The sequence below is a fragment of the Silvibacterium bohemicum genome, from assembly GCF_001006305.1.
Lineage (GTDB): Bacteria > Acidobacteriota > Terriglobia > Terriglobales > Acidobacteriaceae > Silvibacterium > Silvibacterium bohemicum.
Genome location: NZ_LBHJ01000019.1, coordinates 22,464 through 48,464 on the forward strand (window position 1 = coordinate 22,464; position 26,001 = coordinate 48,464).

Genomic DNA, 26,001 nt, shown 5'->3' on the forward strand with positions numbered 1-26,001 from the left:
TTGGAGTTTCCCTTGCCTTCGTTCAAGCTGGAGTGGCGCTCGCGGATCGGAAACCAGGTCTTTTATGCGCTTGTCGTACTACAGATCGCTATCTCTGCTGGCATCCTGATCGCTTCGCGTTTTTTGCGAAGCATGGACTCCACGGTTCTGACGCAACGCGCGACGCTTACCTCCTATCGGTCGCGTCTCGACGGATTGCAGACGCTGATGGAGAACGAGAAGAATCGCGAGGACCTGGGAACGCAACGCGCCTTCGCCAGCACGCTGGCATCTTCGCTGCGCGAGTTTGTTCAGAACGCTCCTACCAACTTCGACAACAACTCCACCACGATTGCCGCACAGGCCGTCGAGCTCCAGCAGTTGGCGGCAAGACTGAATCTCGATGCACAGTGGATGGCGGATTATCTTCGCGAGACCGCCGATATCGAACATTCTCTGGAGCGCGGCCAGTCGATGGCCAATATCGCGGAAGCGGATATCCAGGCGCTGGAAGCCAGTGCGCGCAGCATTCACCTCTGGGTGGAGCGCATGGATCTCTCCACGCCTGTGCTGCTGCTGACCACCATCTTCTGCATGGTCTGGCTGAAGCGCGAGATGAACCTGCAGATCGAGCACCGCGTAAAGATCGAAGCCGAGCTTCGCCAGGAGCGCAGCTCCCTCGAGAACCGCATTCAGGCGCGCACCGCCGAGCTGCAATCCGAGGTCAAGGAGCGCCTGCGGATCGAGCAATTGAATCGCGGCCGAAATCAGATTCTGGAGATGCTGGCTCGCGACGAAGCAACCGAAGAGATCTTCCGGGTGCTGGTCGAGGTTCTGGCCAGGCACCGATCCATCTGGAGCTGCGCGCTTCATCTTCTCGATGGCGAAACGCTTCGCCTGCAGGCCTCCGCCGATCTTCCCGAAAAGCTGGTTCGCAATCTGCTTCAGTTATCGGCGGGACTGGCCGGCGTGCCGGAGTTGGTCGCGCTGAGCGAGAAGAAGACCTTCATCCTCGAAAATCTCGCCGCCGATCGCAAGCCCTGGACTGAGCTGCTGCGCGCCAACGGCATCCAGTCGCTGTGGTCGTCTCCGTTTTTCGGTCCGGACAAGAACCCGCTCGGCACGCTCACCATCTACACGCGGCTGCAATTTCCGCCTACTGCAACCGATCTTGAGCTCCTCGAGACTCACTGCCAGATGGCGTCGATGGTTCTCGAACGCTGCCATCTGCAGGAGGAGCTGCGCCGACATGCTTACCACGACAGCCTGACCGCGCTGCCCAACCGATTGATGGGCGAGGAGCGGCTGGAGACGGCGATTCGCCGCGCCCGGCGGATCGGCCAGTCGGTTGCCGTGCTTTGGATCGACCTGAATAAATTCAAGCAGATTAACGATGTCCACGGACACTCCGCGGGCGACTTCGTGCTCAAGGAAGTGGCCATCCGGCTTTCGCAGAGGCTGCGCGAAAGCGATACCGTCGCGCGCATGGGCGGCGATGAATTCATGGTGGTTCTCGAAGGCCTGCCGGGGCGGGCCGATGCAGAGGCGGTCTCCGCGTCGCTGCATGAAACCCTGCAGCCGCCCATCGCCTTTCACGATCTGCAGCTGGGCATCGACGCCAGTATCGGAATCTCTCTCTTCCCCGAAGACGGAGATTCCTCCGATGCGCTGGAGCGTAATGCGGATCTGGCCATGTATGAAGCCAAGTTCGGCGGCCACGGAACGCGCGTCTTCTCGCCCGCTTTGAATCAGGCCACCATCGACCGGCGCGAGCTGGAAGTAGAGATGGCCTCGGCTCTCGAGAACGGAGGCTTCGAGCTTCACTACCAGCCGCAGTGCGATGCAGATGGACGCGTCGCGGCCGTCGAGGCGCTGCTGCGCTTCACGCATCCCACGCTCGGCGTCGTGCCGCCGTCGCGTTTAATACCGGTTGCGGAAGAGAGCCAGATGATCGTTCCCCTCGGTAACTGGGTGCTGCGCGAGGCGTGCCGCCAGAATCGTCAGTGGCAGCTCGAGGGGCATCCTCCGGTCCGGGTCGCGGTGAATATCTCCGCGATTCAGTTTGCGCGACAGGACTTCGCGGAGCGTGTAGCCGAAGTTCTCGAAGAGACAGGGCTGCTCCCGGAGTTTCTCGAGCTGGAGATGACGGAGAGCGTGGTGGTCAAAGACTTCGCCGAATCCACCCGGCAGATGGAGCGGCTGAAGCGACTGGGCGTGAGCATCGCCATCGACGACTTCGGCACCGGCTACTCCTCGCTCAACTATCTGCATCGCCTGCCCATCGACCGGCTGAAGATCGACCGCTCTTTCATGCAGGCGTTGAACGAGCCGAACAGTTCCCTGCCCATCCTGGAGGCCATCATCAACATGGCGCAGAATATGGGGCTGGGCGTCGTAGGCGAAGGCATCGAGACAACGGAGCAGATGTCGATGCTCTGCCTCAAGGGATGCGATCTCTTCCAGGGCTATCTGTTCTCGCGTCCGCTCTCAGCGGACCGCGCCATCACCGCGCTGCAGGCTGGGAATCTGGGCGCAGCCAAGAAGATCGCGGCCGTCGCCAGCTAGAGACGGGATCTCGCCGCGAAAGCAATCCCCGAATTCCTGCAATACACCGTCATTTTGACGACTAGTAAAGAGGAAGAATCTCAGCGATACCGGGGATGTATCGATACGATTTCCGGCTCACCTCGAAATCGGTCATCCTGAGCGAAGGGGAGACCCGCAGTCTGCCTCTCCATCACCGATTCTTGTATCTGCAGCCCACATTTTGAATCAAAAAACGTATGAACAAGTTGTTCTATTTTCTGAACGACGATGGCTGAATACGCGGAACCGCAGTAATTTCACTCTGCCTGCAGCAGCACGAACAGAAACGGTATCTTCAGTCAGGCCGGAACCGTCCAGCCTGCGGGCGCAGAAATCACAAGTACTAATGACGACCAGCCGTCAGACTCAGTTCGCGCTGAAGGCTCTCTTCAGCACGCCCAAGGCACGAAAAATGGATGTCGATGACTCACAAAACGCTCTTGAGGAAGTCCGCGCCACCTGGCGTCTGGCACGCAGTTGATTCGAGGTGTCACTTCGTTAGTGAAGCAGGAATAAAACAGCGGCGTCAGGTGTTAGCTCTGGCAGGGCCCCGGAGTGGTTTCGAGAGTATAGAAGGAGTTGCATGAGCAAGGTTCTTATAGCAGCAGCGCCCTTGGCAGGGCATGCCGGTCCGATGTTGATTGTCGCTGAATATCTGCGCCAACAAGGACATGACGTTCTTTTCAGTAGTTCTGATTTCTTTCGCGAAAAAGCGGAAGCCCGCGATCTGCGTTTTCTCCCCCTGATGGGAAACGCAAACTACGATTATCGCCAGCTGGGAGAACTCATCCCAGGCTTGAGGACCTTCACTTCGCCGATCGATCTATCCAACAGCTATGTGAAGCATATGTTGGGAGACCGAATCCCGGATCAGTATCGCGGATTACGCAAGGTCATCGACGAGGAGAATGTCGATCTCGTGATGACAGACGTCGGTTTTTGGGGAATTTTCCCGCTGCTCTTACGCAACGAACCTCGCCCACCTGTGCTCTCCTGCGGCACGACCGCCCCGATGTGGCATGACCCTGCTTTTTCCATATTGACCGGACCGGACGAGACCCCCGAAGGACTCAAACGGAACCTCGAAGATAGCCGGAAATGGAAAGAGGGGCGTGCTCCAGCGGACATATACGTCAATGAAGTGCTCCAAGAGCTTGGCGCCCCGGTCCCTGGCGGCTTCGACCTCACCGATACGATGTATGGTCTTCCGGATCTTTTTCTCCAGTTGGGCTCCAAGGAGTTCGAATTTCCCATGCGTAACAGGCGGCCGAACCTGCGCTTTGTCGGGCCGATTCTGCCTCAACAGAAGGGGCTGACGGAAGCTTCGCTGCAGCTGGACGACTCAAAGCCCGTGGTCTTCGTAACGCAAGGCACGTTGGCGAACTTTGATTTCGATCAGCTCGTGAATCCTGCTCTGTCCGGCCTTGCCGGCGAAGACCTTCAAGTAGTTGTGACGGCGGGAGGCGGTCCCGTGGAGGCGATTGTTGCGGCGAAAAACTCTATCGTGGAACCCTATGTCCCGTATGAGCAGATACTGCCGAAGACGAGTGTCTTTGTAACCAATGGCGGCTATAACGGTGTCCAGCAAGCCCTCAGCTACGGTGTTCCTATTATTTCAGCAGGTGCGAGCGAAGATAAGCCGCAAGTATGTGCGAGAGTGAGCTGGAGCGGTGCTGGCATCGATCTGAAGACTGGCGCCCCCACGGCGGAACAGATCCGCCAGGCGGTGGTTCAGATATTAAGTGATCCGAGTTATCGAAACCGCGCCAAAGTACTCGGGGCAGCCATCGCAAAAACGAATGCGTTAAAAACTATTGCGGAGATAGTGGCGCGAACCATCTCCGAAAATGCAGCTCAGGAAACTGGAATTCGAGGCCGCTAGCTTCGAGCCCTGACAATACCAGGCGGCCCCGTCAGAGTGATTGCCGGCTCATCCGCAGCGCCAGCCCACAGCTCATGCAGCTTTTGGCGAAGGGATCGCTTCCGGTCAAGCCGCCTCTGCGGGAGGCCATGAAGCGCTTCCCGCAGCGCGGACAGCGCAGCAGCAGGCTCCAGCTCCACACCAGATTGGCCATGATCAGAACGGGAAAGATGAGGCCCAGCGGAATCGGAGCCCACGCCAAATCGCGCATCGAGCCGGCTCCGCCGAAGATGAGCAGAATGCCGGCGATGACCAGCAGGCAAAATGCTATGCGTCTGCGCGTGCGGCGGCGAGCCCATGCCTGCGGATAATCCCGCTCTACGCTGAATTCCTCTGCGCTCACATTTCCCATAATAAATAGCGCAGCGATAGATACAGATTGACGGAAACCCTGTTGCAGCTCAGTTCACTTGCAATTGAGATCACTTGCAGACAGAGTCAAGACTTCCGGTGTGTCGCGACTTCCACGCCCCGCGTGGGACGCCAATCGTCCTGCGAGCCGGATGATGGGGCCAGTGCGGCCTCGGCGATTTGTTCGGGAGCCATCGGCCGCCCGAAGAGATATCCCTGGAGAGAGCCGCAACCCAGCCGGGTGAGGAATGCCTGCTGCACCTCGGTCTCCACGCCTTCAGCGACGATATTCAGATGTAAAGAGCGGCCCAGCGCGACGATCGCGGTGATGATCGCTGCGTCTTCTGCGTCCGTGGCCAGATCGCGCACGAAGCCGCGATCGATCTTGAGCTCGCTGGCGGGCAGACGCTTGAGATAGAGCAGGCTCGAATAGCCGGTGCCGAAGTCGTCAATCGAGATGCGCACGCCCATGTCGGTAAGCCGGTCGAGAATCAGCATGCTGTTGTCGACATCGCGCATGGCGGTCGACTCGGTGACCTCCAGCATCAGATAGCTCGCATCCAGATGATGACGGGACAGCGTTGCGCCCACCATCTCGACCAGATCGGCGTGGCCGAATTGCACGGCCGAGAGATTGACGGCCACAGTCCATTCCGCGTTCATCGTCTCCCGCCAGAACGCCATCTGGCGGCAGGCCTCATCCAGCACCCATTCTCCGATGGGCACGATCAGCCCGGTCTTCTCCGCAATAGGAATGAATTGATCGGGGGGCACCAGCCCGCGCTCCGGATGCCGCCAGCGCAGCAGGGCTTCGACGCCGGTGAGGGCCAGCGAAACGGCATCGAACTTGGGCTGATACATCAGCACGAACTCATGCCGATCGAGAGCGCGGCGCAGATCATGCACCAGCTGCATCTGCTCCTGCGCATTGGCATTCATCGATGCTTCAAAGAAACAGTAGCGGTCTCGTCCCAACGCCTTCGCGTGATACATCGCCGCATAAGCATTCATCAACAGCTCGTGCTGCGACTGGTCCTCGGCATTGAGCATCGCAATGCCGATGCTCGCCGAAACCGACAGCTCCCGGTCCTCGACCTGATAAGGCTGGCGGACTGCGGCGAGCAGTTTCTCCGCAACGCCGGCAGCGTCCGCCGGATCGCTGGTGCCCGCGAGCAGGACGAACTCGTCGCCGCCGATGCGCGCCAGTGTATCGCTGGAGCGGGTATTGACCTTGATGCGCACCGCGACCTCGGCCAGCAGCGAATCGCCCGTACGGTAGCCGAAGGCATCGTTCACTGCTTTGAGGCCGTCCAGGTTGAGAAACATTACTGAAAAACGGCCTTTTTCACGCTTCGCATTTTGAATTGCCTGCTGCAGCCGGTCCTCGAGCAGGACGCGGTTGGGCAGCTTGGTGAGATTGTCGTGCAGCGCGAGGTGAGTCAGCTCCCGGTTGGCATTCGCCAGCGACTGAGCCAGGATCGCGGTGCGCGATTCCATGCGCATGTCGAGAACCGACATGAGAAGAGCCACCGAGAGGCCGCCGCAGGTGATCACAATGACCAGCGCCGCCAGCCACCGCGGATCCGCACCGGTGTGCGCGGCTGCGCAGATGCTTCCCGCCGGAATGCGGGCAGCTGCCATTCCGGTGTAGTGCATTCCAGCGATGGCAATGCCCATCGCTATCGCAGCGCCGGCGCGAAGCAGCCTGACCTTCGACGAGTTGCGGCGAAGATGGAAGGCGATCCACAGCGCGGCACCGGAAGCAGCCACAGCAATCACAATCGAGAGCGCAAAGATTGAAGGGACGTAAGAGATCGCGGGCGTCATGCGCATCGCGGCCATGCCCGTATAGTGCATCGCGGCAACCCCTCCGCCCATCAACAGAGCGCCGCCGCCCAGACGCGGCCAGGAGAGATTTTTCTGCGACGTCAACCATAGCGCAAATCCGCAGGCGGCCACGGCAATCAGCAGAGACAGTCCCGTGATGCGGACGTCGAAGCCCATCGGCATAGGCATATCGAGGGCCAGCATGCCAATGAAGTGCATCGACCAGACACCGAGTCCCATGGCGAAAGAACCGCCGGCGAGCCATATCCATGCGGAAAGCCTTCCGGTGGCGGCTTCGATGCGGCCGGCCATATCCAGAGCGGTATAGGATGCCAGGATCGCAATGAGCAGCGAGATGAGAACGAACCATCCGTTGTAGCCGCTTACAAACACATGTTGCTCCTCGGTGCACCTCTATCCCTTGTCGTCCGCAAGTATGGGAAAGAGGCGAGGCTCGGCATCCGGGGGGAAGAATGCGCCACAATTGGCCGTTCTCCTTGTTTATCGTTGGATCGGGGAACGGTCTATACAACTTTCGGCATGCCGTGCCCATGGAGAAAGGTTCCGAAGCCCCTAGAATGAAATGCCTTGCGGCCGAGACCGGCTCGAATCCGGCATCTTTTGCAGGCAATTGAGAGGGATCTGCCTGATCAATAGATGTGGGGGAGATGCAGGGGGAGATGTAGGGGGAGTTGCAGGCGGAAGGCGTGAAGGGCTTTCGTCCTCAGACAACCGGAGCTTCGATTCGAAGCTCGTAACCAGCATGAATCGCAGACGACGGCATTGTGGAAATACGCCTCCGTGCACCTTCGCCCCGAGAGCCTGTACCCTGTCTTTATGCAATTAGCAATCGTGATCATGGCTGCGGGCAAAGGCACGCGGCTCAAGTCGAAGCGCGCGAAGGTTCTTCATGAAATCGGAGGCCGCTCGCTGCTGCAGCATGTCATTGCCAGCGCCAGCCAGATCGTCGCGCCTAAGGACATCTATGTCATCGTCGGCCATCAGGCCGCGCAGGTACGGGCCGCGGTCCAGGATACAGGTGTGCAGTTTGTCGATCAGGGTGAGCCGCAAGGCACCGGACACGCGGTGCAGGCCGCAGAGCCGGCGGTCCAGGGCTACGAAAATATCCTCGTGCTCTCCGGAGATGTACCGCTGCTCAAGCCTTTCACCATCGCTCAGCTGCGCGACTTCCACCTCGAGCACCGGGCAGCTATGACCGTGCTGACTGCCGTTCCTCACGATCCTGCCGGCTACGGACGCGTTCTGCGTAAATCGGAGACGGAAGTCACGGCCATCGTCGAGCAAAAAGCGCTGACCACCGAGCAGCAGAAGATCGGCGAAATCAACTCCGGCATCTATGCCTTTCGCACCGAGCCGCTCTTCGCGCACCTGGGCGAATTGAAGGCCGAGAATTCGCATCAGGAGCTCTACCTCACCGACATGGCCGGCATTCTGGTCAAGGCGAAAGAGCGCGTGCTCGCATTGCAGGCAGCCCATGCGGTGGAAGTGCTGGGAGCCAACACCATCGCCGAGATGATGGATCTCGATCGCGAGATGCGGCTCGATACCGCACGCGAGCTGATGGCCCGCGGCGTCACCATCTTTCGACCGGAGACTACGGTCATCGATTCGAGCGTTGAGATCGGCCCCGATACCGTCATCGAGCCGTACGTTCAACTGCTCGGGCATACAAAGATCGGCGAGGACTGCCGCATCCGCTCTTATACCGTCATCGAGAACACGACGGTGGCCGACAGGGTTCTCATTCGCCAGGGCTGCGTGATCGCCAACTCGCGTATCGATAACGGCGCGTTCATTGGACCCTTCACGCACATGCGGCCGGAGACGGAGATCGGCGAAGACGCGCATGCAGGCGCCTTCGTCGAAACGAAGAAGATCAAGCTCGGCAAGGGATCGAAGGCCAACCACCTCACCTATCTCGGAAATGCCGAGATAGGCGCGGGCACCAACATCGGGGCCGGAACCATCACCTGCAACTATGACGGCGTGAGCAAGCACACCACGCTGATTGGTGACGGCGTTTTCGTGGGCAGCGACACTACGCTGGTGGCGCCCATCTCTGTGGGCAACGGCGCGTATATCGCAGCGGGCTCAGCGATCACCGAGAATGTTCCGGAAGGAGCATTGGCGTTGGGCCGCTCCAGGCAGACGACGAAGGACGGTTGGGCGAAGGCGCGAAAGCAGCGCGTAGAAGAAGCGATCAACAAGAAAGATGGACCGCGCCGCTGAGTCGAGACGCCATGAGATCGGTCGCCTGAGCCGTCATCCCATGTACTGACGGCCGGAGAGGAAGAATCTCAGCGCAGTTTACGCACCAGCGTCGTTGAGATTCTTCGCTACCCCCCAATACAGGAACATCGCGCGTGCCGGGAACCCGGGATTGCTCAGAATGACGAGCACTAGAGACAGCGGGTGAATGCTGCCGTGCGCGAATGCTTAAGATGTGGGAGGGGCAAGCTGCTATGCCGCTTCAGCTGCTGCTTCCTGCCCTTCGGCGAGAGCGCGGCGCAGGCGAATGCGAGCGGAGAGCAGAGAGCGATTGACTTGGGTTTCGGGAATTTGCAGCAGCTTTGAAATGGCTGCAGACGTGTAGCCTTCCACATCTCGCAACAGGAACAGCAGCCGCTCGGAATCCGGCAAAGTCTGGATGGCCTCTTCCAAGTCAGTGCGGCGAACATTGCGCTGCGAAAGGTTGGCGCTTCCTGGCTCCGCGTATTCGGGGGTGGCCATGGGAGCCTGCGCGTTGAGCGAAAACCGCGACCGTAATTCGGTGACGAGCGCCGCGTCTACATCCTGGGCGCTGGGCTCCGGGGCGGCGGAGAATGCGGCTACGAATGTGTCGGTGAGAATCTTCTCGGCTTCGATCTCATTGCCGGTCATGTAAAAGGCAAGAGCGAAGGTGCGATGGCGATGGCTATCGTAGATGTCGCGGCGTCGATCTTCTGCGCGCTGCATCTGGCGGCTGGTGATGGTGACTTCCACCATCTTGTTGCCGGTGTTCAATGGTTCGAACTCGAACAATCGCTTACCTGCCTTACGTCTGATATCAGTTTACTGTTTTATCGGCTGGATACCATCGAATTCTTGAAATCTCATACGAGGGATGACGATGAAAGATATACCTTTAGAGCGGTAGGCCAGCTTAATGGTTGCCCGCGCGGGCCAAACAGCAGAGGATCAGAGAAGCCAACCCGCGGCCTTAGGCGAAACCAACAATTTGTTATATGTTAGCCATCAGGATAAGGGTACAAAAATCGGCCCCCCAGCTCCCGCCGAAATGGATTACCCCGATGAAGCCTCGCTGGCCAACAGGTATCGTTTGTTTTAATTTCGGTGGAAAAAGATGGCTTCTGAGCGAATTCTGATTGTCGACGACGAACCCTACGTTCGGGCCGTGATGTGCGCGATGCTGGAGATCTCCCACTACTCTCCAGTGTTGGTGTCGAATGGCCTGGAGGCGATCGAGCGGTTGGAGAAAGATCCGCCGTACGACCTAGTTCTCTCCGACATCATGATGAACGGCCTCGATGGCATCGGCCTTCTGGAGCGGGTGCGCGCCGCCCAGCCGGATGTTCCGATGGTGATGGTGACGGCCATTCACGACATCGGTGTGGCCATCGCCGCGATGCGCAAGGGCGCATACGATTATCTGCTCAAGCCATTCGAGAAGGAACAACTGCTGGCCACCGTGAAGCGCGCGCTCGAATACCGGCGTCTGGTGCAGCAGAACAGCATCTATCGCCACAATCTTGAGCAACTGGTTGCCGCACGGACCGAGATGCTGCACCATGCGATGGCCGATCTGGAGCGCTCGTACGACATCACGCTCGAGGCTCTGGGTGATGCCCTCGATCTGAAGGACGCGGAGACCGAAGGCCACTCGAAGCGAGTCACCGCCTACACCATCGCCCTGGCCCGGGCCATGGATGTGGAATCGCTCGAGATTCGCACCGTGGCCCGCGGCGCCTATCTGCACGACATCGGCAAGATGGCCATCCCGGATTCCATTCTGCTCAAGCCTGGCCGGCTCGATATTCACGAGCAGACCATGATGCGCGAACACTGCCTGCGCGGCTATCAGATCGTGCGCAAGATTCCCTTCCTGCAAGGCGCGGCCGACATCGTCTACAGCCACCAGGAACATTACGATGGCAGCGGCTATCCGCGCGGCCTCAAGGGAGACCAGATTCCCCTGGGCGCGCGCATCTTCGCCGTGGCCGACACACTGGACGCGATCACCTCGGACCGCCCTTATCGCAGGGCCAATACCTTCGACGCCGCGCGCAAAGAGATCAAGCGCTGCAGCGGCAGCCAGTTCGATCCAAAGGTGGTTAAAGCGTTCCTGACCATGCCGGATCAGATCTGGAGCGATCTCCGTGCCGAAATAGGTTTGCGGGGGCGCTTTTCTCCGTTGTCGTTCGAGGGCACGGCTGGCGCCGGCCCTAATTTTTAACATAGCCAATCAACATCCTTAATCAGGAAGGTCGAATTGCCTATTTTGACTCCAAACGAAGCGCAGGCCAGATTGCAAAGGTTGCCGCAGTGGAAGCTGGTAGAGGGCGAGATCGTCCTCGAAAGCACCTTTGCCGATTTCGTGAGCGCCATGGATTTCGTCAACGCCGTGGCGGAGAAGGCGGAAATGGCCGGTCACCATCCCGATATCGATATCCGCTACAACCGGGTCCGTCTGGCTCTGATCTCCCATGACGCCGGTGGATTGACGCCGCGGGATTTCGAGCTGGCAGAGGCCATCAACGCGCTGAGCTGAAGCGGCTGGCGGCCACGGTACGGCATAGCCGGCCGGCGACGACCTAATAGATATCTTCGTCCCGCGTGCGCTCGGACGCCTGGGGCTCCGGATTTCTTTCCCCATCTTTGCTGCGCATCGCGGTCAGCAGCTTCCGATCCCACAGGGCAACGGCGAGACCGCCGAACGCGGCCGAACCCGCGAAAAAAAGAGCAGTGCGCAGCCATCGCTGCGTTTTCCTCGATGGGGGCGCGTCTTCAGGTGAGGCTGCGCTGGATTCGGGCGACGTCGCTGTGGCGGAGCTAGACGGCGTTGCTGTGTCAGAATTCGGCCGTTGGGGAGCAGCCATGGGGGTCTCGACCTGCTTTCTTGAAGGAAATTCCAAAAAAATATGGGGTGGCTACAAAAAATGGAAACACTTTTGCCAGTCGCAGCGTCTTAGATATTAGATTCAAGCAGGCGCAAATGCCTGAACATAAGCAGCAAACGGCTTAAAAAAGAAAAAATGCCGAAAGTAAGAAAAAATACTTCTACCATTTGCAAGAATCGCGCATCTGATTTATTGTAGAAACAAGTTGGACAGGTTGAGCGGTGCTCCCCACCAACTTTAGAGTTTATAAGTTGCGTCACTGGCCTCCCGGCACGAACCTTAAAAATTCGTGCCGTCTTTTTTTTTGGCTAGAGACAACTACCATCCGGCGCTTTCTGCTTCCCTGCTCAATCCCCTATTCATTTTCTTGGGCGATGCCGATCCGAAACTACGCATGTCGAGACCCGGGCTAAGCGTTCGCAGATAGGATGCTGCGCCGCTCAAGGTGAATTCACCTTCCTGAGATGACGATGGCCGGACATCTCCATCAAGATGCTTCTGAATTGCGATCTGGAGGCTGCAGCGGGAACGGCAATTGAGCCGCATGCCTGGTGTCGTGACCCCAGGCATGCGGCTCAATTGCTTCCCTGTTCAGTTTCAGTTGCGAACCGGCGGCTTTATGATCGCAGCCTCAAAAGCCGATTAGGTGTCTTTTTCTTCGTCAGCCGTTGCGCCGCCCGGATTGACCAGATCGCGCAGTTCTTTGCTGGGTTTGAAGTAGGGCACGCGCTTGGCGGGCACGTCGACCTTTGCGCCGGTCTTGGGATTACGACCGATGCGGGGCTTGCGTTGGCGGATACGGAAGCTGCCGAATCCGCGGATTTCGATCTTGTCGCCCGATTTCAACGCGCCGATAACCGCGTCGAAGATCGTGTCGACGATAACTTCGCCGTCGCGCCTGGTCAGATCGCCAAGCTGTGTGACTTCCTCAACCAATTCTGCCTTTGTCATGGTGAGCCGCGCCTCGCCTATAGGGTAACTCGTTATCACAATAGTAGATGCGGGAAATTTATGCACGCATTGAAAGAATTATCGCTTTCATCTCGCCCGAATCATCTTTAGGAACGACGGTTACTGTTCGGGTGCAATTGGCATGCCAACTGAATCTAATAAAGCGTATGATATCCGCTGGGTTTTCGAAAAAAGTTGACAGGTTCTCCGTGCCAGTTCAATACAGTATTGTGATCCCGGCTTATAACGAGAGTGCGCGCATCGGTCGGGCTCTCATCGAAGTGGTGCGATCGGTCGAAAAAAACGGCTGGAATGCCGAGGTGCTGGTCGTCAATGACGGCTCGAGCGACGACACCGCTGCAATTGTGCGAGCTTTTGCCGCCAACCATCCCATCATCCGGCTCATTGAAAATGACGGCAACCGCGGCAAGGGATACAGCGTGCGCCATGGAATGCTCGAAGCCGCGGGCAGCGTGGTGATGTTCACAGACGCCGATCTCTCTTCCCCAATGGACGAAGCCGAGAGGCTTTTCGGAGCCTTGCGAGAAGGCGCCGATGTGGCCATCGGGTCGCGCTGGCTTGATCGCGGACGGCAGACGATTCACCAGCCAATCTACCGGCAGTTTTTCGGCCGCTGCTTCAACGCTGTGACGCGTATGGTGATGCGGCTGCCCTTTGCCGACACCCAGTGCGGCTTCAAGGCGTTTACCCGGTCGGCAGCGCAGACTGTTTTTCAGCTGCAGCGCATCGAGCGCTGGGGATTCGATCCCGAGATCCTGTTTATTGCGCTGAAGCGCGGATATCAAGTTCGCGAGGTTCCGGTGACCTGGGGACACGATGAGCGTTCCCGCATCAGCTACCTGAAAGACGGCATCAAGATGCTGGAAGAGCTGGTGTACATCCGGTGGAATGCTTTTATCGGCTCTTACAACCGGGAGGTCAAAGAATTTGTCCCGCAGATGCCGCCGGCTAAAGGGTAATCGTTCCGTTGAGCGGAACCTGGGTTCGCTGTAGCTCTTCACTTCGCTCAGAGTGATGATTGAATCATGATGATTTGATCAAACAGCCGGTGGTTGGTTCTCCGGCTTCATCGCTAAATGCATTTTCCTGAAAAGAAAAAGAGCGCCCGATGGGCGCTCTTTTCGTTTGAATCGACAATGCGACCTAGGAAGCGAGCACCTGGCCGACAAGATCACGCTTGGTGAGCGCCTCGACTCGGCGCATCCGCAGATTCACCTTGTCCACCACGCGAACACCGCTCCGGGTCTGTTCCAGCGTCATGATTTCGGAACAGGCGCCGCAGAGCCAAAAGTGTTCCATACGATGGGCCTTCATTCCCTCTCCATCACCCGCAGTGCGGACGGCGTCAAAAACGAAGATCCGGCCTTCGCGCAGGTAGTGGAGTGGCTTCGCGCACTGAGGATTCGCGCAGCTCTTTAACATGGAATCTCTCCGAACAAGGCACGTCCGTGCCCTGTCACGTACTTTTACTGCTTTTCTAGTAGTGGTTTAACGCGACAGGTGGGTACTTCCACATCGAGCCCTGCCGTTACTTGTCGTTATGTCAGCTAACTTAACTTGAGATGCTGGAATACCCGGAGTGGAGTTGCTTAAGTTTGGATGCCGCGACAATATTTAATGTCGGCATAATATTCGCTTTCCTAAAGCCACGTCTGGAAACGGAGCGTAAATTTACTTACTTTGGTGTGCGAGAATAGCAAGTCGGCCGGGAAGCCTGCCGGCTTTTGACCTCAATGCCTATTCTGCGATCCGCTTTCATAGCCCTCTCCCGCAACCAGTCCCTCCGCCACTTCTCCGAACGCTCGACGATGGGCCGCCGCATGTCTTCCCGTTTTGTCGCGGGAATGACGATTGAGGATGCGCTCCGCGCCGCAGAGTCGATCCAGGGACAAGGCATCGCCTCCACCCTGGACAGCCTGGGTGAGAATGTCACCACGCCGGCCGAGGCGCAGCGATCAGCCGACATCTATCACCGTTTATTGGATGCGATCCAGGCGCGCGGGCTCAAGGCGAACGTCAGCGTGAAGCTGACCCAGATGGGGATGGATCTCGATCCCGAGCATAGTCTGGCGCGGAGCATCGTCTCGGACCTGGTGGACCACGCGGTGGCGGCGGGCACCTTTGTCCGCGTCGACATGGAGGGTTCGGAATACACGCAGGCGACCATCGACCTGGTGCGCGCGCTCCACGCCAAGCCGGAGAACCGCGGGCATGTCGGAATTGTCATTCAGGCTTACCTCTACCGCAGCGCGCAGGACATTGCGACGCTGACGGGCGAGGGCATCCGCATTCGCTTGTGCAAGGGCGCTTACAAGGAGCCTCCAGCGGTCGCGTTTCCGGAGAAGAAGGACGTGGATGCGAATTTCATCCGGCTGACCGAACAACTGCTGGATACCAGCCTCTATCACGGCATCGCTACGCACGACGAGGCCATGGTCGCAGCCGCCAAGGAGTACGTTCGGACGAAGAACATCGACCGGCATCAGTTCGAGTTCCAGATGCTGTATGGGGTGAGGCGCGATCTGCAGCGAGCGCTGGTGGCGGAAGGATACAACGTGCGCGTCTACGTGCCGTTCGGGGCGGAGTGGTATCCGTACTTCATGCGGCGGCTGGCCGAGCGTCCGGCAAATGTGCTGTTCCTGGCGAAGAACATGCTGCGGAGCTAATCGAGCGCTCTCTCGATCGTTCCCTCAGTTTTTCGCGGCTTCATCCTTCACTTTGGATGGCTTCGGCACTTCGAGGGGAATCTGCAGGGTTCCCAGGCGGCCGTTGGTCATATCCCAGACGGAGAGGTAGAGAGTCTCGTCGCCCTTGACGAGATTGAGCTGCTCATCGACCAGGAAGGGCGCGTCGGGGTGGAGGCGCAGCGACTCCGCATTGAGCGTCATGGTGATGCGCACGGCCTCGCGAGCGACCGGGCTGCCGTCGCGGTTGAAGGCGAAGGCCCCTACTCCCAGGACAATTTGAGTTTTGCTATCAGTGGTGCTCTTGGTGAAAGCGTTGACAGGCAGCGTATAGCGGATGGAGAAAGGCACAGTTCCCTTCTTCGCCTCCGGAGGCGGGAGCACGGCGGTGGCCTTCGGCAGCGCGGCAATTGAAGGGTCGGATGAGGGCAGAACGCGGGCCTGAAAGATGATCGGCTGACTGCGCAGGTCGGGATCCTCTTCGAGCCTGTCGCCTCCGACCAGGATGTGAGTGCGCTTTTTGCCGGTGGGCTCCGCGCCGCTGACGGCGCCGTCGGCGAAGTATCCGCTTCGATAGCTGAGATGGTACGCGTCGCCTTCCACTGCGATGCGGATGTTGTGCCACTTGTTGTTGAAGCGGAAGTCGTGCGGTGAATAGGTCAGGGTGTAGAAGCTTCCGCTGGAATCGAGTATCTGCCCGGCTGCTTCCAGCAGGCCGTTGGTGTTGTAGAAGGCGTGGCCGCCGGTAGCCGTGGCTACGTCATTCATGAGCATGTGCTGTTGCCACTGGGCGGGGCCAGCGGAGATGGTCAGGCCGCGGGCATCGATGGGATAGACGGCGATGCGGTCCTGTTCCAGCTCGTCATAGATGGCGCGCATGGCGGCGGCATCCTGAAAGCTGCTGGCATCGGGGCGCAGAAAGAGCGTGGAGCCGCCGCTGAACCAGATCAGGTTCTTGCGGCCGGGATACTGGCTGAGGGAGAGCGAAATCTGCCGCAGCGTATCCAGATCGCTGAGATATTCGCGGCCGTGAGGCGGAAAACGCGGGATCGCCTTGTGTACCGCAGCCAGCAGGAGATTGCGGTCGGGCGTGAAGTTCTGCAGAAGAACAGTGTTGGTTCCCGGCCGCAAATAAACGGCGAGCGACTGTCCCTCCGGCATCTGCTTGATGAAACGGGTGAGCTCGTAATAGAGGTACATCTGGTCGGTGATGTTGAGGTTGACGATGTCGATGACCAGCACATTGAGCACCGGGGGCAGGTGGAGAAGGAAGTCGTTGCTGTAGTCGCCATGCGCGGCTGCGGGCACAATTGCCGCCACCGGAGTATGCGAGTGCTCTTCGAAAGAGGAAACGACCTGCGGCTTCTTGTTATCGAAGATGTGGAAGGCCGACTGCGGAAGGCCATGAACGGGATTGCCCTTGGCATCGGTCACCGTGACATCGGTGAGGACGACGCGCGACTCGGCGCGGAAGGTGTAACCCTGGTTGACGCCCTGGGTGTTCGTGGTCTGCGTCGTATCGCCGGGCTGGTTCGGGCTGGGTGACGAAGTTTGGGCGATGCAGGCTGCGAAGGATGCTGCGAGGATGAAAACCGCCGGGGACTTCCGCAGAAGCATGGTTCACCTCACGCACAGTTGACGGATGGGCGACTTGGTTAGTTGCTTTCTACTGTGCTCTTCCAGAGTAACCGGCCGACATTACTTCGGCCGGTTTCACCCATGTGGTTTTGCCGGTCAGCGGACCGGCGTGGCGGTAACCTCGACTTCGATCCGGCCCTTGCTTTCGAGATTGTCGGAAGAAAAGATCAGGGTGGGCTTCCCGATGACCAGCACGGTGGAGGCGGTCCAGCGGTTTTGCCGGATTACCGGAATTGACGAGTCAGCAGCAGCGCTGGGTGGGGCCGGACTCGTCAGTTCCGCGCTGATTCCGACGTGAAGCCCTCCGGGCACCTCATGCGCGCTATTGCAATCAAGGTTGATGCCTATATCGATATAGTTGAGGTCGCCCTTGTCATTGGCGCGCACTGGGACCCGTGATCCGGTACGAATGGAGGCATGATCATACATGTCCCCGATCGCGGCCTGATATCTGCGGCTGTTCACCACCTTGCCGTCTTCACTTAATTCCCGAACGACGAATTCGATGCGGTAAGGGTGAATATCGATGGCGGGCCGCTGGACCTCATCCGCAGGCGGCTTCGCGTCCTGCGCGGATGCGGGCAGAGAAAATACGGAAACAAGAGAGAGACAGCTGAGAATGGCGAGCTTGCGCATATTGGCTCCTTAGTTGCCGCCGTTGCCGGAGGCTGCGTTGAGTGAAGTGTCGATGGGTTGAATGCGGATGGCGGCGATGTCGATCGGTTCCACGGGCTGCTGCTGACTTTGGGCGACCGCCTGCGCGACCTTGCCGGGGCTGCGATCAACGAATGCAACAAGCGCCTGCTCGTCCTTCGAAAGCGGCGCGGGGGTGGGAAAGACCTCCTGTTTGGGCAGAGATTTATCGCTCGGCTGCTGAGACTGGATTGGTAGGGGAGCAGTTCGGTGCGGGCTCACGCCCCTATCCACCAAAGGGGCCGCCTGGGTTTGCGCCGGTTCCGATGGCCGCTCCTGCGGTGTCGCCGGATGGTGGGCCAGCGGCTGCGGTCGCTCGAAGGGAGAAGAAAGATTCGCTACAGTCGTTGATGTTCTGCCACGGCTTCGCGCGTGGCGCATGGGAATAAGCACCATCATCAGCAGCGCGGCGAAAACAGGAACGGCAATCGCCCATGGCAGCCGGCCGTACCGCCGCCGGCAGCGGCCGCTTTCTCGAACAGACGCAAAAACCTGCGAGGCGATGTCCGACGACGACGCGGGATCGGCGTAGGTGGCAAGCGCGGCATCGAGCAGGGCGTCCAGCTCGTCTCTATGTGGGGACTCTCGATCTGGGGATTCTCTATCGCGCATAGTGGTTCTCCTTCCCCGCGCCGTGCAGGGCGGCCAGTTTTTCCTTGAGCCTATGCCGGGCGCGCATGAGGCGCGTGCGCACGGTGCCCTCGGGGATTCCGAGGATGGCGGCGATCTCGCGGGAATTCAGCTGGTCGATCGCGGAGAGGGCGAGCGGCTGGCGCAGTTCTTCGGGTAGTGCGTCGATCATGCGATGGATTGCAGCCTGCCAATCGACGGCGATGGCTTCCTGCTCCGGGCTGGGCGCGGCGGAAGGCGGCTCCAGTTCGTCCTCCAGCACGGCATGCGGGAGTTGCAATTGCCTCACGCGATCGACGGCCACGCGCCATACTGCACGCGCGAGAAAGGCTCGCTCGTTTTCGATTCCCCTCCATGCATGGTTGCGATAGAGCTTCAGAAAGCTCTCCTGGGCGGCGTCCTCGGCGTCGTGGCTGTTGCGGAGAATGGCGTAGGCGACACGAAAGACGAAGCGCGACTGGCGCTTCACGAGCGCCTCGAATGCGGCTTGCTCGTCTTCTGCTTCTCTGCTCCCAACTCGATCCCATCCACCATGCTCGGGCGACATTCACTCCCAAAGACGGGAGAGGGAGCAGAGGTGTTCGACTTTATTTTTTTGCGGGCGGACGGGATGAGGACAGGAGTCGATCGGCTGACGCTATCGTTCTATGATTTTCGGTTAGCCGCTAGTCTTTGAAGAATAAGTCCATGGATCTTTACGCAGCGACGGGCCTAAGCGGAAAACTCCACTTCGCTTCGCTACGGTCGGGATGACAATTTATGTAAGGAATCACCGACCCAGGAGACGAGGAATTTAGATGCTCTCGGCGTAGCGGAAGGGGCGGATGGGATGGCTCTTCCAGAAGTAGCCGAGGATGATGACGCTGGCCACCGCCGCATAGGCGCACCAGACGGAGGTGAAGGCGTAGCGCTTGATTTCCATTACAACCAGCAGAATCGCCAGATTGGCTATGCCGAAGAGAACCATGGCTCGGACCTTCGAGAAAAACAGCGATCCGCAGGTCGCGATGATGTAGAGCACCGCTACGACGGTATTGTTGGTCGCCTGATTGATGTAGACGATGCTGTTGCGCTGGACGAAAACCTGCAGGGGAAAAGCGGTAAGCGCCCAGAGGATATATAAGGTGGTTCCTCCGCCGATGAGCAGGAAGGGCAACATGCTTCGGCGGCTGCGCACGTCGGGCTCGAAGAGGAGAACGCTGAGCGGCAGTAGAAAGGGGAGAAATCCCTGAGCGTAAAGCACGAAGGCCGCGCCCATATCGTGTGCCACGGCGGGCGAGAGAATTCCATCCAGGCCCAGCCAGACGAATCCCTCGATGAACTGATGAATGGCGAAGAGGGTGGGCAGCGCGGCGAAGAGCAGCTCGCGGCGATGCTTGACGCGGGTGAGCGTGACCACGCCTACGGCTCCGAGAACTCCGCTGCCGACGAAATTCGCTGTGGCGGAAAAACACATTGCGCGTCCTCTCCTTCGTTATGGGAATCTTAAGCGTCTCATATAGCGGGTCCGTATGGAGGAGCAAGATCGGTCTCGAACCAGCTCGCCCATATGTCTTATCGGTAAAACACGGGAACCGATCCGATCTTCCCGATTCCCAATCCGAGCGGGGCGGCAGGGGAGAGGCATGCGGCGGTGCGAACCAATTAGAATGGTGACTGATTTCATTTAAACCTGCGCCGCGGCGATTTCGCGGCTGGAAAGACGTTGCACGCGATGCATCGCTGGTCAAAACTGTTCGTTCCCACCCTTCGCGAGGCTCCGGCGGATGCCGAAGTCGCCAGCCACAAGTTTCTTCTCCGCTCGGGATACGTGCGCCAGCTGGGCGCCGGCATTTACTCGTATCTTTTTATGGGGCAGCGGTCGATCAATAAGATCATCGCCATCGTGCGCGAGGAGATGAACACCATCGGGCAGGAGTTTCTGCTGCCGGGGATCATGCCTTCCGAGATATGGGAGCAGAGCGGCCGCTGGACGTCGATGGGACAGAATATGTTCCGGCTGCAGGACCGCAAGGGCGCGTGGCTGTGCCTGGGCATGACCCACGAAGAGGTGATGACCGATATCGCGCGCAAAGAGCTGCGCAGCTACAAGCAGCTTCCGCAGATCTGGTACCAGATTCAGACCAAGTATCGCGACGAGCCACGGCCGAAGGCAGGACTGCTGCGGGTGCGGCAGTTCATCATGAAGGACAGCTACTCCTTCGATCTCGACGCCGCGAGCCTGGACGAGAGTTACAACAAGCACGATCAGGCTTACCGCAATATCTTCACGCGCAGCGGCCTGCAATTTGTCGCCGTCGAAGCCGACTCTGGCGCCATGGGCGGATCGCAGTCGCAGGAGTTCATGGTCTACACCGATGCCGGTGAGGATCTGATCGCAAGCTGCGCGAGCTGTGGCTATGCGGCCAACATGGAGAAGGCGACTTCGCGGCTGAGCGCGGTGACGGAGATGGAGCCTACCGGCGACGGTCTGCCCGAGCTGGTGCATACTCCGGGCAAGGCGGCAATTGCGGATGTGGCGGAGTTCTTCCAGATCTCTCCGGCTTCGGATATCAAGACGGTCGCGTACATGGCCGCCCGCTTATCCGATACCGGCAAAGGCAAAGAGACGGTGTGGGAGCCGGTGGTGGTCTTCCTGCGCGGCGATCACTTCGTGAACGAGACCAAGCTGATGGGCCTGGTGAAGGCCGGCGAGCTTCGTCCCATGAACGGCGAGGAGCTGGAGAAGTACTTCCACGGACCGGCTGGTTATCTCGGGCCGGTGGGTCTTACGCCGGTAAAGAGTGTGAATGAGCCGGGGCTGAAGGTGATCGCCGATCTTGGCCTCGAGAATCGCAAGAACATGGCGGGCGGCGCGAACAAGCTCGACTATCACTTCCGCAACGTCACACCTGGCCGCGATTTCAGCTGGACCTTGCTGGCGGATATTCGCAATGTGGCTGAGGGCGAGGGATGTCCCGAATGCGGATCGCCGCTCAAGGTCGCGAAGGCGGTCGAGGTGGGGCATATCTTCAAGCTCGGCGATCGATATACGGAGAGCATGGGGGCGCGGGTGCTCGATCCCAACGGCAAGGAAGTGACGCCGATCATGGGCTGCTACGGCATCGGCATCGAGCGCATCCTGACTGCTTCCATCGAGCAGAACAACGATGCGAACGGTTTCTGGCTGCCTCGGGCAATTGCGCCGTTCGATGTGGTCGTGACCGTTACCAACATATCGGACGCTTCCCTGCTGGCTGCGGGAACGGAGATCGCTGAGAAGCTCGAAGCTGCGGGATTCGATGTGCTGCTTGACGATCGCGACGAGCGCGCGGGCGTGAAGTTCAAGGACGCCGACCTGGTCGGGATTCCCTTCCGCGTGAATGTGGGGAAGAAGATCGCGGAGGGGAAGGTGGAGCTGGTGACACGGGCCTCGGCGTTGTCGGTGGATCTGGAAATTGCAGAACTACTACCGGCACTGGTTGTAGCGTCAGAGACGAAGTGACTGGAACTCCTCCAGGCGCGTAAATGACAAAGCCCAGAGCGACTGTCCAGGCAAGAGCCAATGCGGCAGGAACCCATTTGGCCGAGATTGCTCCCCAGGCTTCGGTCCACCCCAGACCGTGACTGCGGGAGCTGTTTCCGAGATTCGGAAACTGATCCATTTTCGTGACCCGGCGCAAATGTTCGTCTACCACCGCGCGAGCTTCCCGGAGCTGGTTGGCCACGGCAATGGCCGCGCGTACGCTCATGGCGGCTAAACCAGCGAGAACGATTCCCAAAATCGGGAACATATATAACAGGACAGATTTGAAAATTGTGTGCATCACGGTGTTGTTGCATGTGACCACACCTACAAACGCGCCGAACAAAAACGCCTCCGACACTACAAGCCATTCCATGCGATGACCTATGAGGTTCACCTCATGGCCGATTTTCAATTCGATAAGTTCACCGAGGGAACAGAGATCGGATAATTTGTCGAACCATTGAGGCTCGGCTGGTGGCAAATACGGTCGCATGCCGGTCTTTCCTTTCGCTGCGAGCTGTCCGAGCAACACACTACCACCATCATGTGGAAAAGCATCGGGTTTTATCTCGACGGAAATGGAGATTGATAGATTCGAGAGCTTCCCGGATGCGCCCACGCGGAGACGCCGAGCTACTTCTCTTTGCTAGTGAGTGCAGCCCGCTCCAGTTCCTCAATATTCAGCTTCTTCATCCCCATCATGGCCTGCATGGCGGCTGGGTTGCGGGCGTAGTCTCCGATTTTCGATGGGACCACCTGCCAGGAGAGCCCGAATTTATCTTTGAGCCATCCGCATTGGCTTTCCTTGCCGCCATCGGCGGTTAGTTTCGCCCAGTATTCGTCGATGTCCTTTTGAGAATCGCAGCGCACCACGAAGGAAACGGCTTCGGTGAAGGGGAAGAGTGGGCCGCCGTTCAGGGCGGTGAACTTCTGGCCGTCGAGCTCGAAGCCGACGACCAGCACGCTGCCATCCTGAGGATTGCGCGTTGCTTCGAAGCGACGGGAGTTGGGGAAGATGCTGCAGTAGAAATCAGCGGCCTGCTCGGCTTCGCGGTTGAACCACAGAAACGGAGTCACGCGAGGATAGCTTTCGAATATGCCCATAAATATCTCCTCGGGCGACATTCTAGACGCAAAGACTTGGGGAAGGAACACATTCCCTGTTCCACAGCGCGGCTCCCCGAGCCTACCCGCCGCGGAACATCGGAAGGGCATTTCTCGTATTCGCAATTTTCGGCATTGCGGTTGCACTGCATTCTGCATCCGAACGTCATACATGCATGCGCGTCCGATATCACTGCAATTTCTTGCTACCTGGAGATTTACGGAGCCGCAGGGTCAAGCCAGTTTGGTCTGGAATCGATAGAATGTTGAAAGAGAATCCCGTTTGGCTGTAAAAATCAAACTCGCCGGGCCGATTTCGCGATCCGCTGCTATGCAGTCCCTTTTCACGCGGAAGGTCCTTCTCGTCGCGGGCGCGGCGGTGGCATTCTGCTTCCTCGTCTTCGCCTCGATCTTCGGCTTCTTCTACTTTAAATATCAGCACATCGTGGATGACCGGCTGGAGAAGCCGCTCTTCGCCAATACCGCGAAAATTTATGCCGCTCCCACGGAGCTTCGGCCCGGGCAGAAGTACACGGTGCGCTTCATTGCGCAGCAGCTTCGCGATGCCGGCTACTCGATTGACGGCGAGGGCAAGGCTTCTTCGCTAGGCACCTACTCCGCGGGCGCGGAGAGCATCACGATCCATCCCGGGCCGCAATCGTTTCATGCTCCGGACGCAGCGACGGTGACCTTCGACAAGGGCGCGATCAGCCAGATCACCGGCACCAACGGACAGCAGCTGGAAGCCTATGAGCTGGAGCCGCTGCTGGTAACCGATCTCTCCGACCAGAGCCGCACGAAGCGGCGGCTGGTGACTTACGACGAGCTGCCGAAGACCGTGGTGCAGGCGGTGACCTCGATCGAGGACCGGCGTTTCTTTGAACACGGCGGAGTGGACTACTACAGCATTGTGGGCTGGACCTGGCACGATCTGCGCGGCGACCGCCGATATTCGGGCGGCGCGTCGACGCTGACCATGCAGCTGGCGAAGATGTTCTTCCTCACGCCGGAGCGCACGTTCAAACGCAAATTTCTGCAGATCGTCATCACCTTCCAGCTGGAACACCGCTTCTCGAAGCAGAAGATCTTCGAGATCTATGCGAACCAGGTGCCGCTGGGACAGCGCGGCAGCTTCTCCATCAACGGCTTCGGCGAGGCCGCGCAGGCTTATTTCGGCAAAGACGTGCGGCAGTTGAATCTGCCCGAGTGCGCGCTGCTGGCGGGGCTGATCCAGAGCCCGAGCCGCTTGAATCCCTACCGCCACGTGGAGCGCGCGACGATCCGGCGCAACGTGGTGCTGGATGCGATGGTGGAGACGGGCTCGATCACCAAGGAACAGGCGGAAGAAGCGAAGGCCACGCCGGTCAAGCTGGCTCCGGGCGCGGTGGATGCGGGCGAAGCGCCGTACTTCGTGGATCTGGTGCGCGAGCAGCTGGCGCAGCGGCTGGGCGACAGCGACTACAACCAGGAGGGACTGAGGATTTATACCTCGCTCGATCCTGACTTGCAGCGGGCGGCGACGGAAGCGGTTGCCGAGCAGATGAAGAACGTCGATGTGCAGGTGGAACGGCTGCACGCGCGGCGGGTGAAGGCCGGCGACGATACGCCTATCGTTTATCCGCAGGTGTCTTTGATTGCGCTGAATCCGCATACAGGAGAGGTGCTGGCGCTGGTGGGTGGCCGGGATTACGGCGCGAGCCAGTTCAATCATGCGGTGTCGCATCGTCCCACGGGCTCCATCTTCAAGCCGTTCGTGTATGCTGCGGCATTCAACACCAGCCTGGCCGGGGCACAGCTTACCAATTCCGATGGAGCCAGCGCCACCTTCACGCCGGTCACGATTCTGAACGATGAGCAGACTACCTTTACCTTTGCCGGCAACCAGACCTATTCCCCAAAAGATTTCGAGGGCAAATATTTTGGCCAGGTGACGGCGCGCGAGGCGCTGGAGCGGTCGCTAAACAACGCGACGATCTCGCTGGCGGAGATGGTGGGCTACAACAACGTCGCCTCGCTGGCTCGCGAGGCGGGCATCACCTCGGCGCGAGGAACACCGGCGATGGCCATCGGCGCGTATGATGCGACTCCGCTGCAGATGGCGGGCGCTTACACGGTGTTCGCTAACAACGGAGTGAAGATCGATCCCTGGATGGTGTCGTCGGTGCGCAGCCCGAATGGCGATCCGATATCGGATTACACGCCGGCCACCAAGCCGGTGCTCGATCCGCGAGCTGCCTTTCTAACTACCGCTCTGATGGAGGACGTGATCAACCACGGCACGGCGGAAGTGGTGCGCGCGGCGGGCTTCCGGGCTCCGGCCGCAGGCAAGACGGGAACCTCGCATGACGCGTGGTTCGCCGGTTTCACCAGCAACCTGATCTGCATCGTCTGGGTGGGCAACGACGACTATACCGACATCAAGATTGAAGGCGCGCATGCCGCGGCTCCCATCTGGGCAGCCTTCATGAAGAAGGCAGTCGAGTTGCCGCAGTATTCCGACACGAAGGATTTCGTTCCGCCCGAGGGCTTGGTGCAGGTGAAGCTGGATAAGGCAACGAATCTGCTGGCCGACGCGAGCTGCACCGAGGACTACACTGCGACCTTCCTCGAAGGCACACAGCCGACCGACACATGCGACCACGCCAGTGGAGATCAGCGGAATATTTTCCAGCGGATCTTTGGGCTAGGTGAGAAGCCGGCCAACCCGGGCCCGGTTCCGGGAGGCGCAGCAGCTAGCGCGCCCACATCGCAGCCTCCGGCTGCGGCTACTCCTGCAACGCCGCAACAGCCGGCTCAGTCCGTGCTTCAGCAGGAGTACCAGAAAGAGAAGAAGCGCGGATTCTTCAGCCGGATCTTTGGCGGCAAGAAGGATAAGCAGGACCCGGATGAAACCCAGCAGCCGCAGCCCCAGGCGCAGCCGCAGTAGCAGATATCGACGCGAGCGGTGTTGTGAAGGCCTACCTCTCTAGA

The 26,001-nt window shown here is 59.2% G+C and carries 22 protein-coding genes; 10 read left to right on the top strand and 12 right to left on the bottom strand.

Annotation, left to right across the window (positions count from 1 at the left end; translation table 11 throughout):
* Nucleotides 1-12: 12 nt before the first annotated feature.
* The 3 genes from XX99_RS21700 (at nt 13) to XX99_RS21705 (ending at nt 4,447) form a co-directional block, all read left to right on the top strand.
* Nucleotides 13-2,544 (top strand): putative bifunctional diguanylate cyclase/phosphodiesterase, encoded by a 2,532-nt coding sequence (locus XX99_RS21700; RefSeq protein WP_156186143.1) that lies wholly within the window; start codon nt 13-15, stop codon nt 2,542-2,544.
* A 202-nt stretch (nt 2,545-2,746) separates the two neighbouring features.
* Entirely contained in the window at nt 2,747-3,046 is a 300-nt protein-coding gene (locus XX99_RS27470) for a hypothetical protein (protein WP_156186144.1), read from the top strand.
* A 102-nt stretch (nt 3,047-3,148) separates the two neighbouring features.
* Nucleotides 3,149-4,447 (top strand): glycosyltransferase, encoded by a 1,299-nt coding sequence (locus XX99_RS21705; protein ID WP_050061523.1) that lies wholly within the window; start codon nt 3,149-3,151, stop codon nt 4,445-4,447.
* Between the two features lie 31 nt (nt 4,448-4,478).
* Here the strand turns inward: XX99_RS21705 and XX99_RS21710 are convergent, their stop codons facing one another.
* Together XX99_RS21710 and XX99_RS21715 are read right to left on the bottom strand one after the other, a co-directional pair.
* Entirely contained in the window at nt 4,479-4,829 is a 351-nt protein-coding gene (locus tag XX99_RS21710; protein ID WP_156186145.1) for a hypothetical protein, read from the bottom strand.
* 95 nt (nt 4,830-4,924) lie between these two features.
* Nucleotides 4,925-7,057, bottom strand: coding sequence for a putative bifunctional diguanylate cyclase/phosphodiesterase (locus tag XX99_RS21715; protein ID WP_050061525.1), 2,133 nt, complete (start codon nt 7,055-7,057; stop codon nt 4,925-4,927).
* Between the two features lie 444 nt (nt 7,058-7,501).
* Between XX99_RS21715 and glmU the strand changes: the two genes are divergently transcribed.
* The gene (gene glmU, locus XX99_RS21720) at nt 7,502-8,914 is read left to right on the top strand and encodes a bifunctional UDP-N-acetylglucosamine diphosphorylase/glucosamine-1-phosphate N-acetyltransferase GlmU (protein ID WP_050061526.1); all 1,413 of its coding nucleotides are present in this window, start codon (nt 7,502-7,504) and stop codon (nt 8,912-8,914) included.
* 231 nt (nt 8,915-9,145) lie between these two features.
* Here the strand turns inward: glmU and XX99_RS21725 are convergent, their stop codons facing one another.
* The gene (locus XX99_RS21725) at nt 9,146-9,706 is read right to left on the bottom strand and encodes an RNA polymerase sigma factor (protein ID WP_050061527.1); all 561 of its coding nucleotides are present in this window, start codon (nt 9,704-9,706) and stop codon (nt 9,146-9,148) included.
* A 322-nt stretch (nt 9,707-10,028) separates the two neighbouring features.
* Here XX99_RS21725 and XX99_RS21735 point away from each other — a divergent pair, with 322 nt between their 5' ends.
* Together XX99_RS21735 and XX99_RS21740 are read left to right on the top strand one after the other, a co-directional pair.
* On the top strand, nt 10,029-11,138 hold the full coding sequence (locus tag XX99_RS21735) for an HD domain-containing phosphohydrolase (RefSeq protein ID WP_050061529.1): 1,110 nt from the start codon (nt 10,029-10,031) through the stop codon (nt 11,136-11,138).
* Nucleotides 11,139-11,174: 36 nt separating this feature from the next.
* Complete coding sequence (locus tag XX99_RS21740; RefSeq protein WP_050061530.1) at nt 11,175-11,453, top strand: 4a-hydroxytetrahydrobiopterin dehydratase; 279 nt, start codon at nt 11,175-11,177, stop codon at nt 11,451-11,453.
* Between the two features lie 43 nt (nt 11,454-11,496).
* On the opposite strand, the gene XX99_RS21745 is transcribed toward XX99_RS21740, so the two are convergent.
* Complete coding sequence (locus XX99_RS21745) at nt 11,497-11,781, bottom strand: hypothetical protein (protein ID WP_050061531.1); 285 nt, start codon at nt 11,779-11,781, stop codon at nt 11,497-11,499.
* A 663-nt stretch (nt 11,782-12,444) separates the two neighbouring features.
* Nucleotides 12,445-12,753, bottom strand: coding sequence for an integration host factor subunit beta (locus XX99_RS21750; RefSeq protein ID WP_050061532.1), 309 nt, complete (start codon nt 12,751-12,753; stop codon nt 12,445-12,447).
* A 167-nt stretch (nt 12,754-12,920) separates the two neighbouring features.
* Between XX99_RS21750 and XX99_RS21755 the strand changes: the two genes are divergently transcribed.
* Complete coding sequence (locus tag XX99_RS21755) at nt 12,921-13,733, top strand: dolichyl-phosphate beta-glucosyltransferase (RefSeq protein WP_050061533.1); 813 nt, start codon at nt 12,921-12,923, stop codon at nt 13,731-13,733.
* A gap of 184 nt (nt 13,734-13,917) precedes the next feature.
* Here XX99_RS21755 and XX99_RS21760 read toward each other — a convergent pair whose 3' ends face one another.
* Nucleotides 13,918-14,196 carry a hypothetical protein gene (locus XX99_RS21760; protein ID WP_050061534.1) on the bottom strand — a complete coding sequence of 93 codons (279 nt, stop codon included), beginning with the start codon at nt 14,194-14,196 and terminating at the stop codon, nt 13,918-13,920.
* Nucleotides 14,197-14,594: 398 nt separating this feature from the next.
* On the opposite strand from XX99_RS21760, the gene XX99_RS21765 reads away from it, so the two are divergent.
* A complete protein-coding gene (locus tag XX99_RS21765) occupies nt 14,595-15,440 on the top strand; it encodes a proline dehydrogenase family protein (RefSeq protein WP_311732236.1) in 846 nt (281 codons plus the stop codon).
* A 24-nt stretch (nt 15,441-15,464) separates the two neighbouring features.
* On the opposite strand, the gene XX99_RS21770 is transcribed toward XX99_RS21765, so the two are convergent.
* The 5 genes from XX99_RS21770 to XX99_RS21790 form a co-directional block, all read right to left on the bottom strand.
* Nucleotides 15,465-17,075 carry a VWA domain-containing protein gene (locus tag XX99_RS21770; protein ID WP_050061536.1) on the bottom strand — a complete coding sequence of 537 codons (1,611 nt, stop codon included), beginning with the start codon at nt 17,073-17,075 and terminating at the stop codon, nt 15,465-15,467.
* A gap of 117 nt (nt 17,076-17,192) precedes the next feature.
* A complete protein-coding gene (locus XX99_RS21775; protein WP_050061537.1) occupies nt 17,193-17,732 on the bottom strand; it encodes a hypothetical protein in 540 nt (179 codons plus the stop codon).
* A 9-nt stretch (nt 17,733-17,741) separates the two neighbouring features.
* On the bottom strand, nt 17,742-18,401 hold the full coding sequence (locus tag XX99_RS21780) for a hypothetical protein (RefSeq protein ID WP_050061538.1): 660 nt from the start codon (nt 18,399-18,401) through the stop codon (nt 17,742-17,744).
* Nucleotides 18,391-18,966 (bottom strand): RNA polymerase sigma factor, encoded by a 576-nt coding sequence (locus XX99_RS21785; protein ID WP_050061539.1) that lies wholly within the window; start codon nt 18,964-18,966, stop codon nt 18,391-18,393. Before XX99_RS21785 ends, XX99_RS21780 begins: the two co-directional genes overlap by 11 nt.
* A 246-nt stretch (nt 18,967-19,212) precedes the next feature.
* The gene (locus tag XX99_RS21790; RefSeq protein ID WP_050061540.1) at nt 19,213-19,875 is read right to left on the bottom strand and encodes a DUF6629 family protein; all 663 of its coding nucleotides are present in this window, start codon (nt 19,873-19,875) and stop codon (nt 19,213-19,215) included.
* Between the two features lie 258 nt (nt 19,876-20,133).
* On the opposite strand from XX99_RS21790, the gene XX99_RS21795 reads away from it, so the two are divergent.
* Complete coding sequence (locus XX99_RS21795; RefSeq protein ID WP_082125823.1) at nt 20,134-21,903, top strand: proline--tRNA ligase; 1,770 nt, start codon at nt 20,134-20,136, stop codon at nt 21,901-21,903.
* A 657-nt stretch (nt 21,904-22,560) separates the two neighbouring features.
* Here XX99_RS21795 and XX99_RS21800 read toward each other — a convergent pair.
* Nucleotides 22,561-23,031 carry a VOC family protein gene (locus tag XX99_RS21800; protein WP_156186146.1) on the bottom strand — a complete coding sequence of 157 codons (471 nt, stop codon included), beginning with the start codon at nt 23,029-23,031 and terminating at the stop codon, nt 22,561-22,563.
* Between the two features lie 331 nt (nt 23,032-23,362).
* Between XX99_RS21800 and XX99_RS21805 the strand changes: the two genes are divergently transcribed.
* Nucleotides 23,363-25,957, top strand: coding sequence for a PBP1A family penicillin-binding protein (locus XX99_RS21805; protein WP_156186147.1), 2,595 nt, complete (start codon nt 23,363-23,365; stop codon nt 25,955-25,957).
* Nucleotides 25,958-26,001: the final 44 nt, after the last annotated feature.

What these genes read in the sequence shown, in the direction of transcription:
- XX99_RS21770 (WP_050061536.1), bottom strand. Translation starts at nt 17,075, where the DNA reads ATGCTTCTGCGGAAGTCCCCGGCGGTTTTCATCCTCGCAGCATCCTTC.
- XX99_RS21750 (WP_050061532.1), bottom strand. Translation starts at nt 12,753, where the DNA reads ATGACAAAGGCAGAATTGGTTGAGGAAGTCACACAGCTTGGCGATCTG.
- XX99_RS21795 (WP_082125823.1), top strand. Translation starts at nt 20,134, where the DNA reads ATGCATCGCTGGTCAAAACTGTTCGTTCCCACCCTTCGCGAGGCTCCG.
- XX99_RS21805 (WP_156186147.1), top strand. Translation starts at nt 23,363, where the DNA reads ATGCAGTCCCTTTTCACGCGGAAGGTCCTTCTCGTCGCGGGCGCGGCG.
- XX99_RS21785 (WP_050061539.1), bottom strand. Translation starts at nt 18,966, where the DNA reads ATGTCGCCCGAGCATGGTGGATGGGATCGAGTTGGGAGCAGAGAAGCA.
- XX99_RS21760 (WP_050061534.1), bottom strand. Translation starts at nt 14,196, where the DNA reads ATGTTAAAGAGCTGCGCGAATCCTCAGTGCGCGAAGCCACTCCACTAC.
- XX99_RS21800 (WP_156186146.1), bottom strand. Translation starts at nt 23,031, where the DNA reads ATGGGCATATTCGAAAGCTATCCTCGCGTGACTCCGTTTCTGTGGTTC.
- glmU (WP_050061526.1), top strand. Translation starts at nt 7,502, where the DNA reads ATGCAATTAGCAATCGTGATCATGGCTGCGGGCAAAGGCACGCGGCTC.
- XX99_RS21780 (WP_050061538.1), bottom strand. Translation starts at nt 18,401, where the DNA reads ATGCGCGATAGAGAATCCCCAGATCGAGAGTCCCCACATAGAGACGAG.
- XX99_RS21765 (WP_311732236.1), top strand. Translation starts at nt 14,595, where the DNA reads ATGTCTTCCCGTTTTGTCGCGGGAATGACGATTGAGGATGCGCTCCGC.
- XX99_RS21705 (WP_050061523.1), top strand. Translation starts at nt 3,149, where the DNA reads ATGAGCAAGGTTCTTATAGCAGCAGCGCCCTTGGCAGGGCATGCCGGT.
- XX99_RS21745 (WP_050061531.1), bottom strand. Translation starts at nt 11,781, where the DNA reads ATGGCTGCTCCCCAACGGCCGAATTCTGACACAGCAACGCCGTCTAGC.
- XX99_RS21775 (WP_050061537.1), bottom strand. Translation starts at nt 17,732, where the DNA reads ATGCGCAAGCTCGCCATTCTCAGCTGTCTCTCTCTTGTTTCCGTATTT.
- XX99_RS21755 (WP_050061533.1), top strand. Translation starts at nt 12,921, where the DNA reads ATGATATCCGCTGGGTTTTCGAAAAAAGTTGACAGGTTCTCCGTGCCA.
- XX99_RS21735 (WP_050061529.1), top strand. Translation starts at nt 10,029, where the DNA reads ATGGCTTCTGAGCGAATTCTGATTGTCGACGACGAACCCTACGTTCGG.
- XX99_RS21790 (WP_050061540.1), bottom strand. Translation starts at nt 19,875, where the DNA reads ATGTGTTTTTCCGCCACAGCGAATTTCGTCGGCAGCGGAGTTCTCGGA.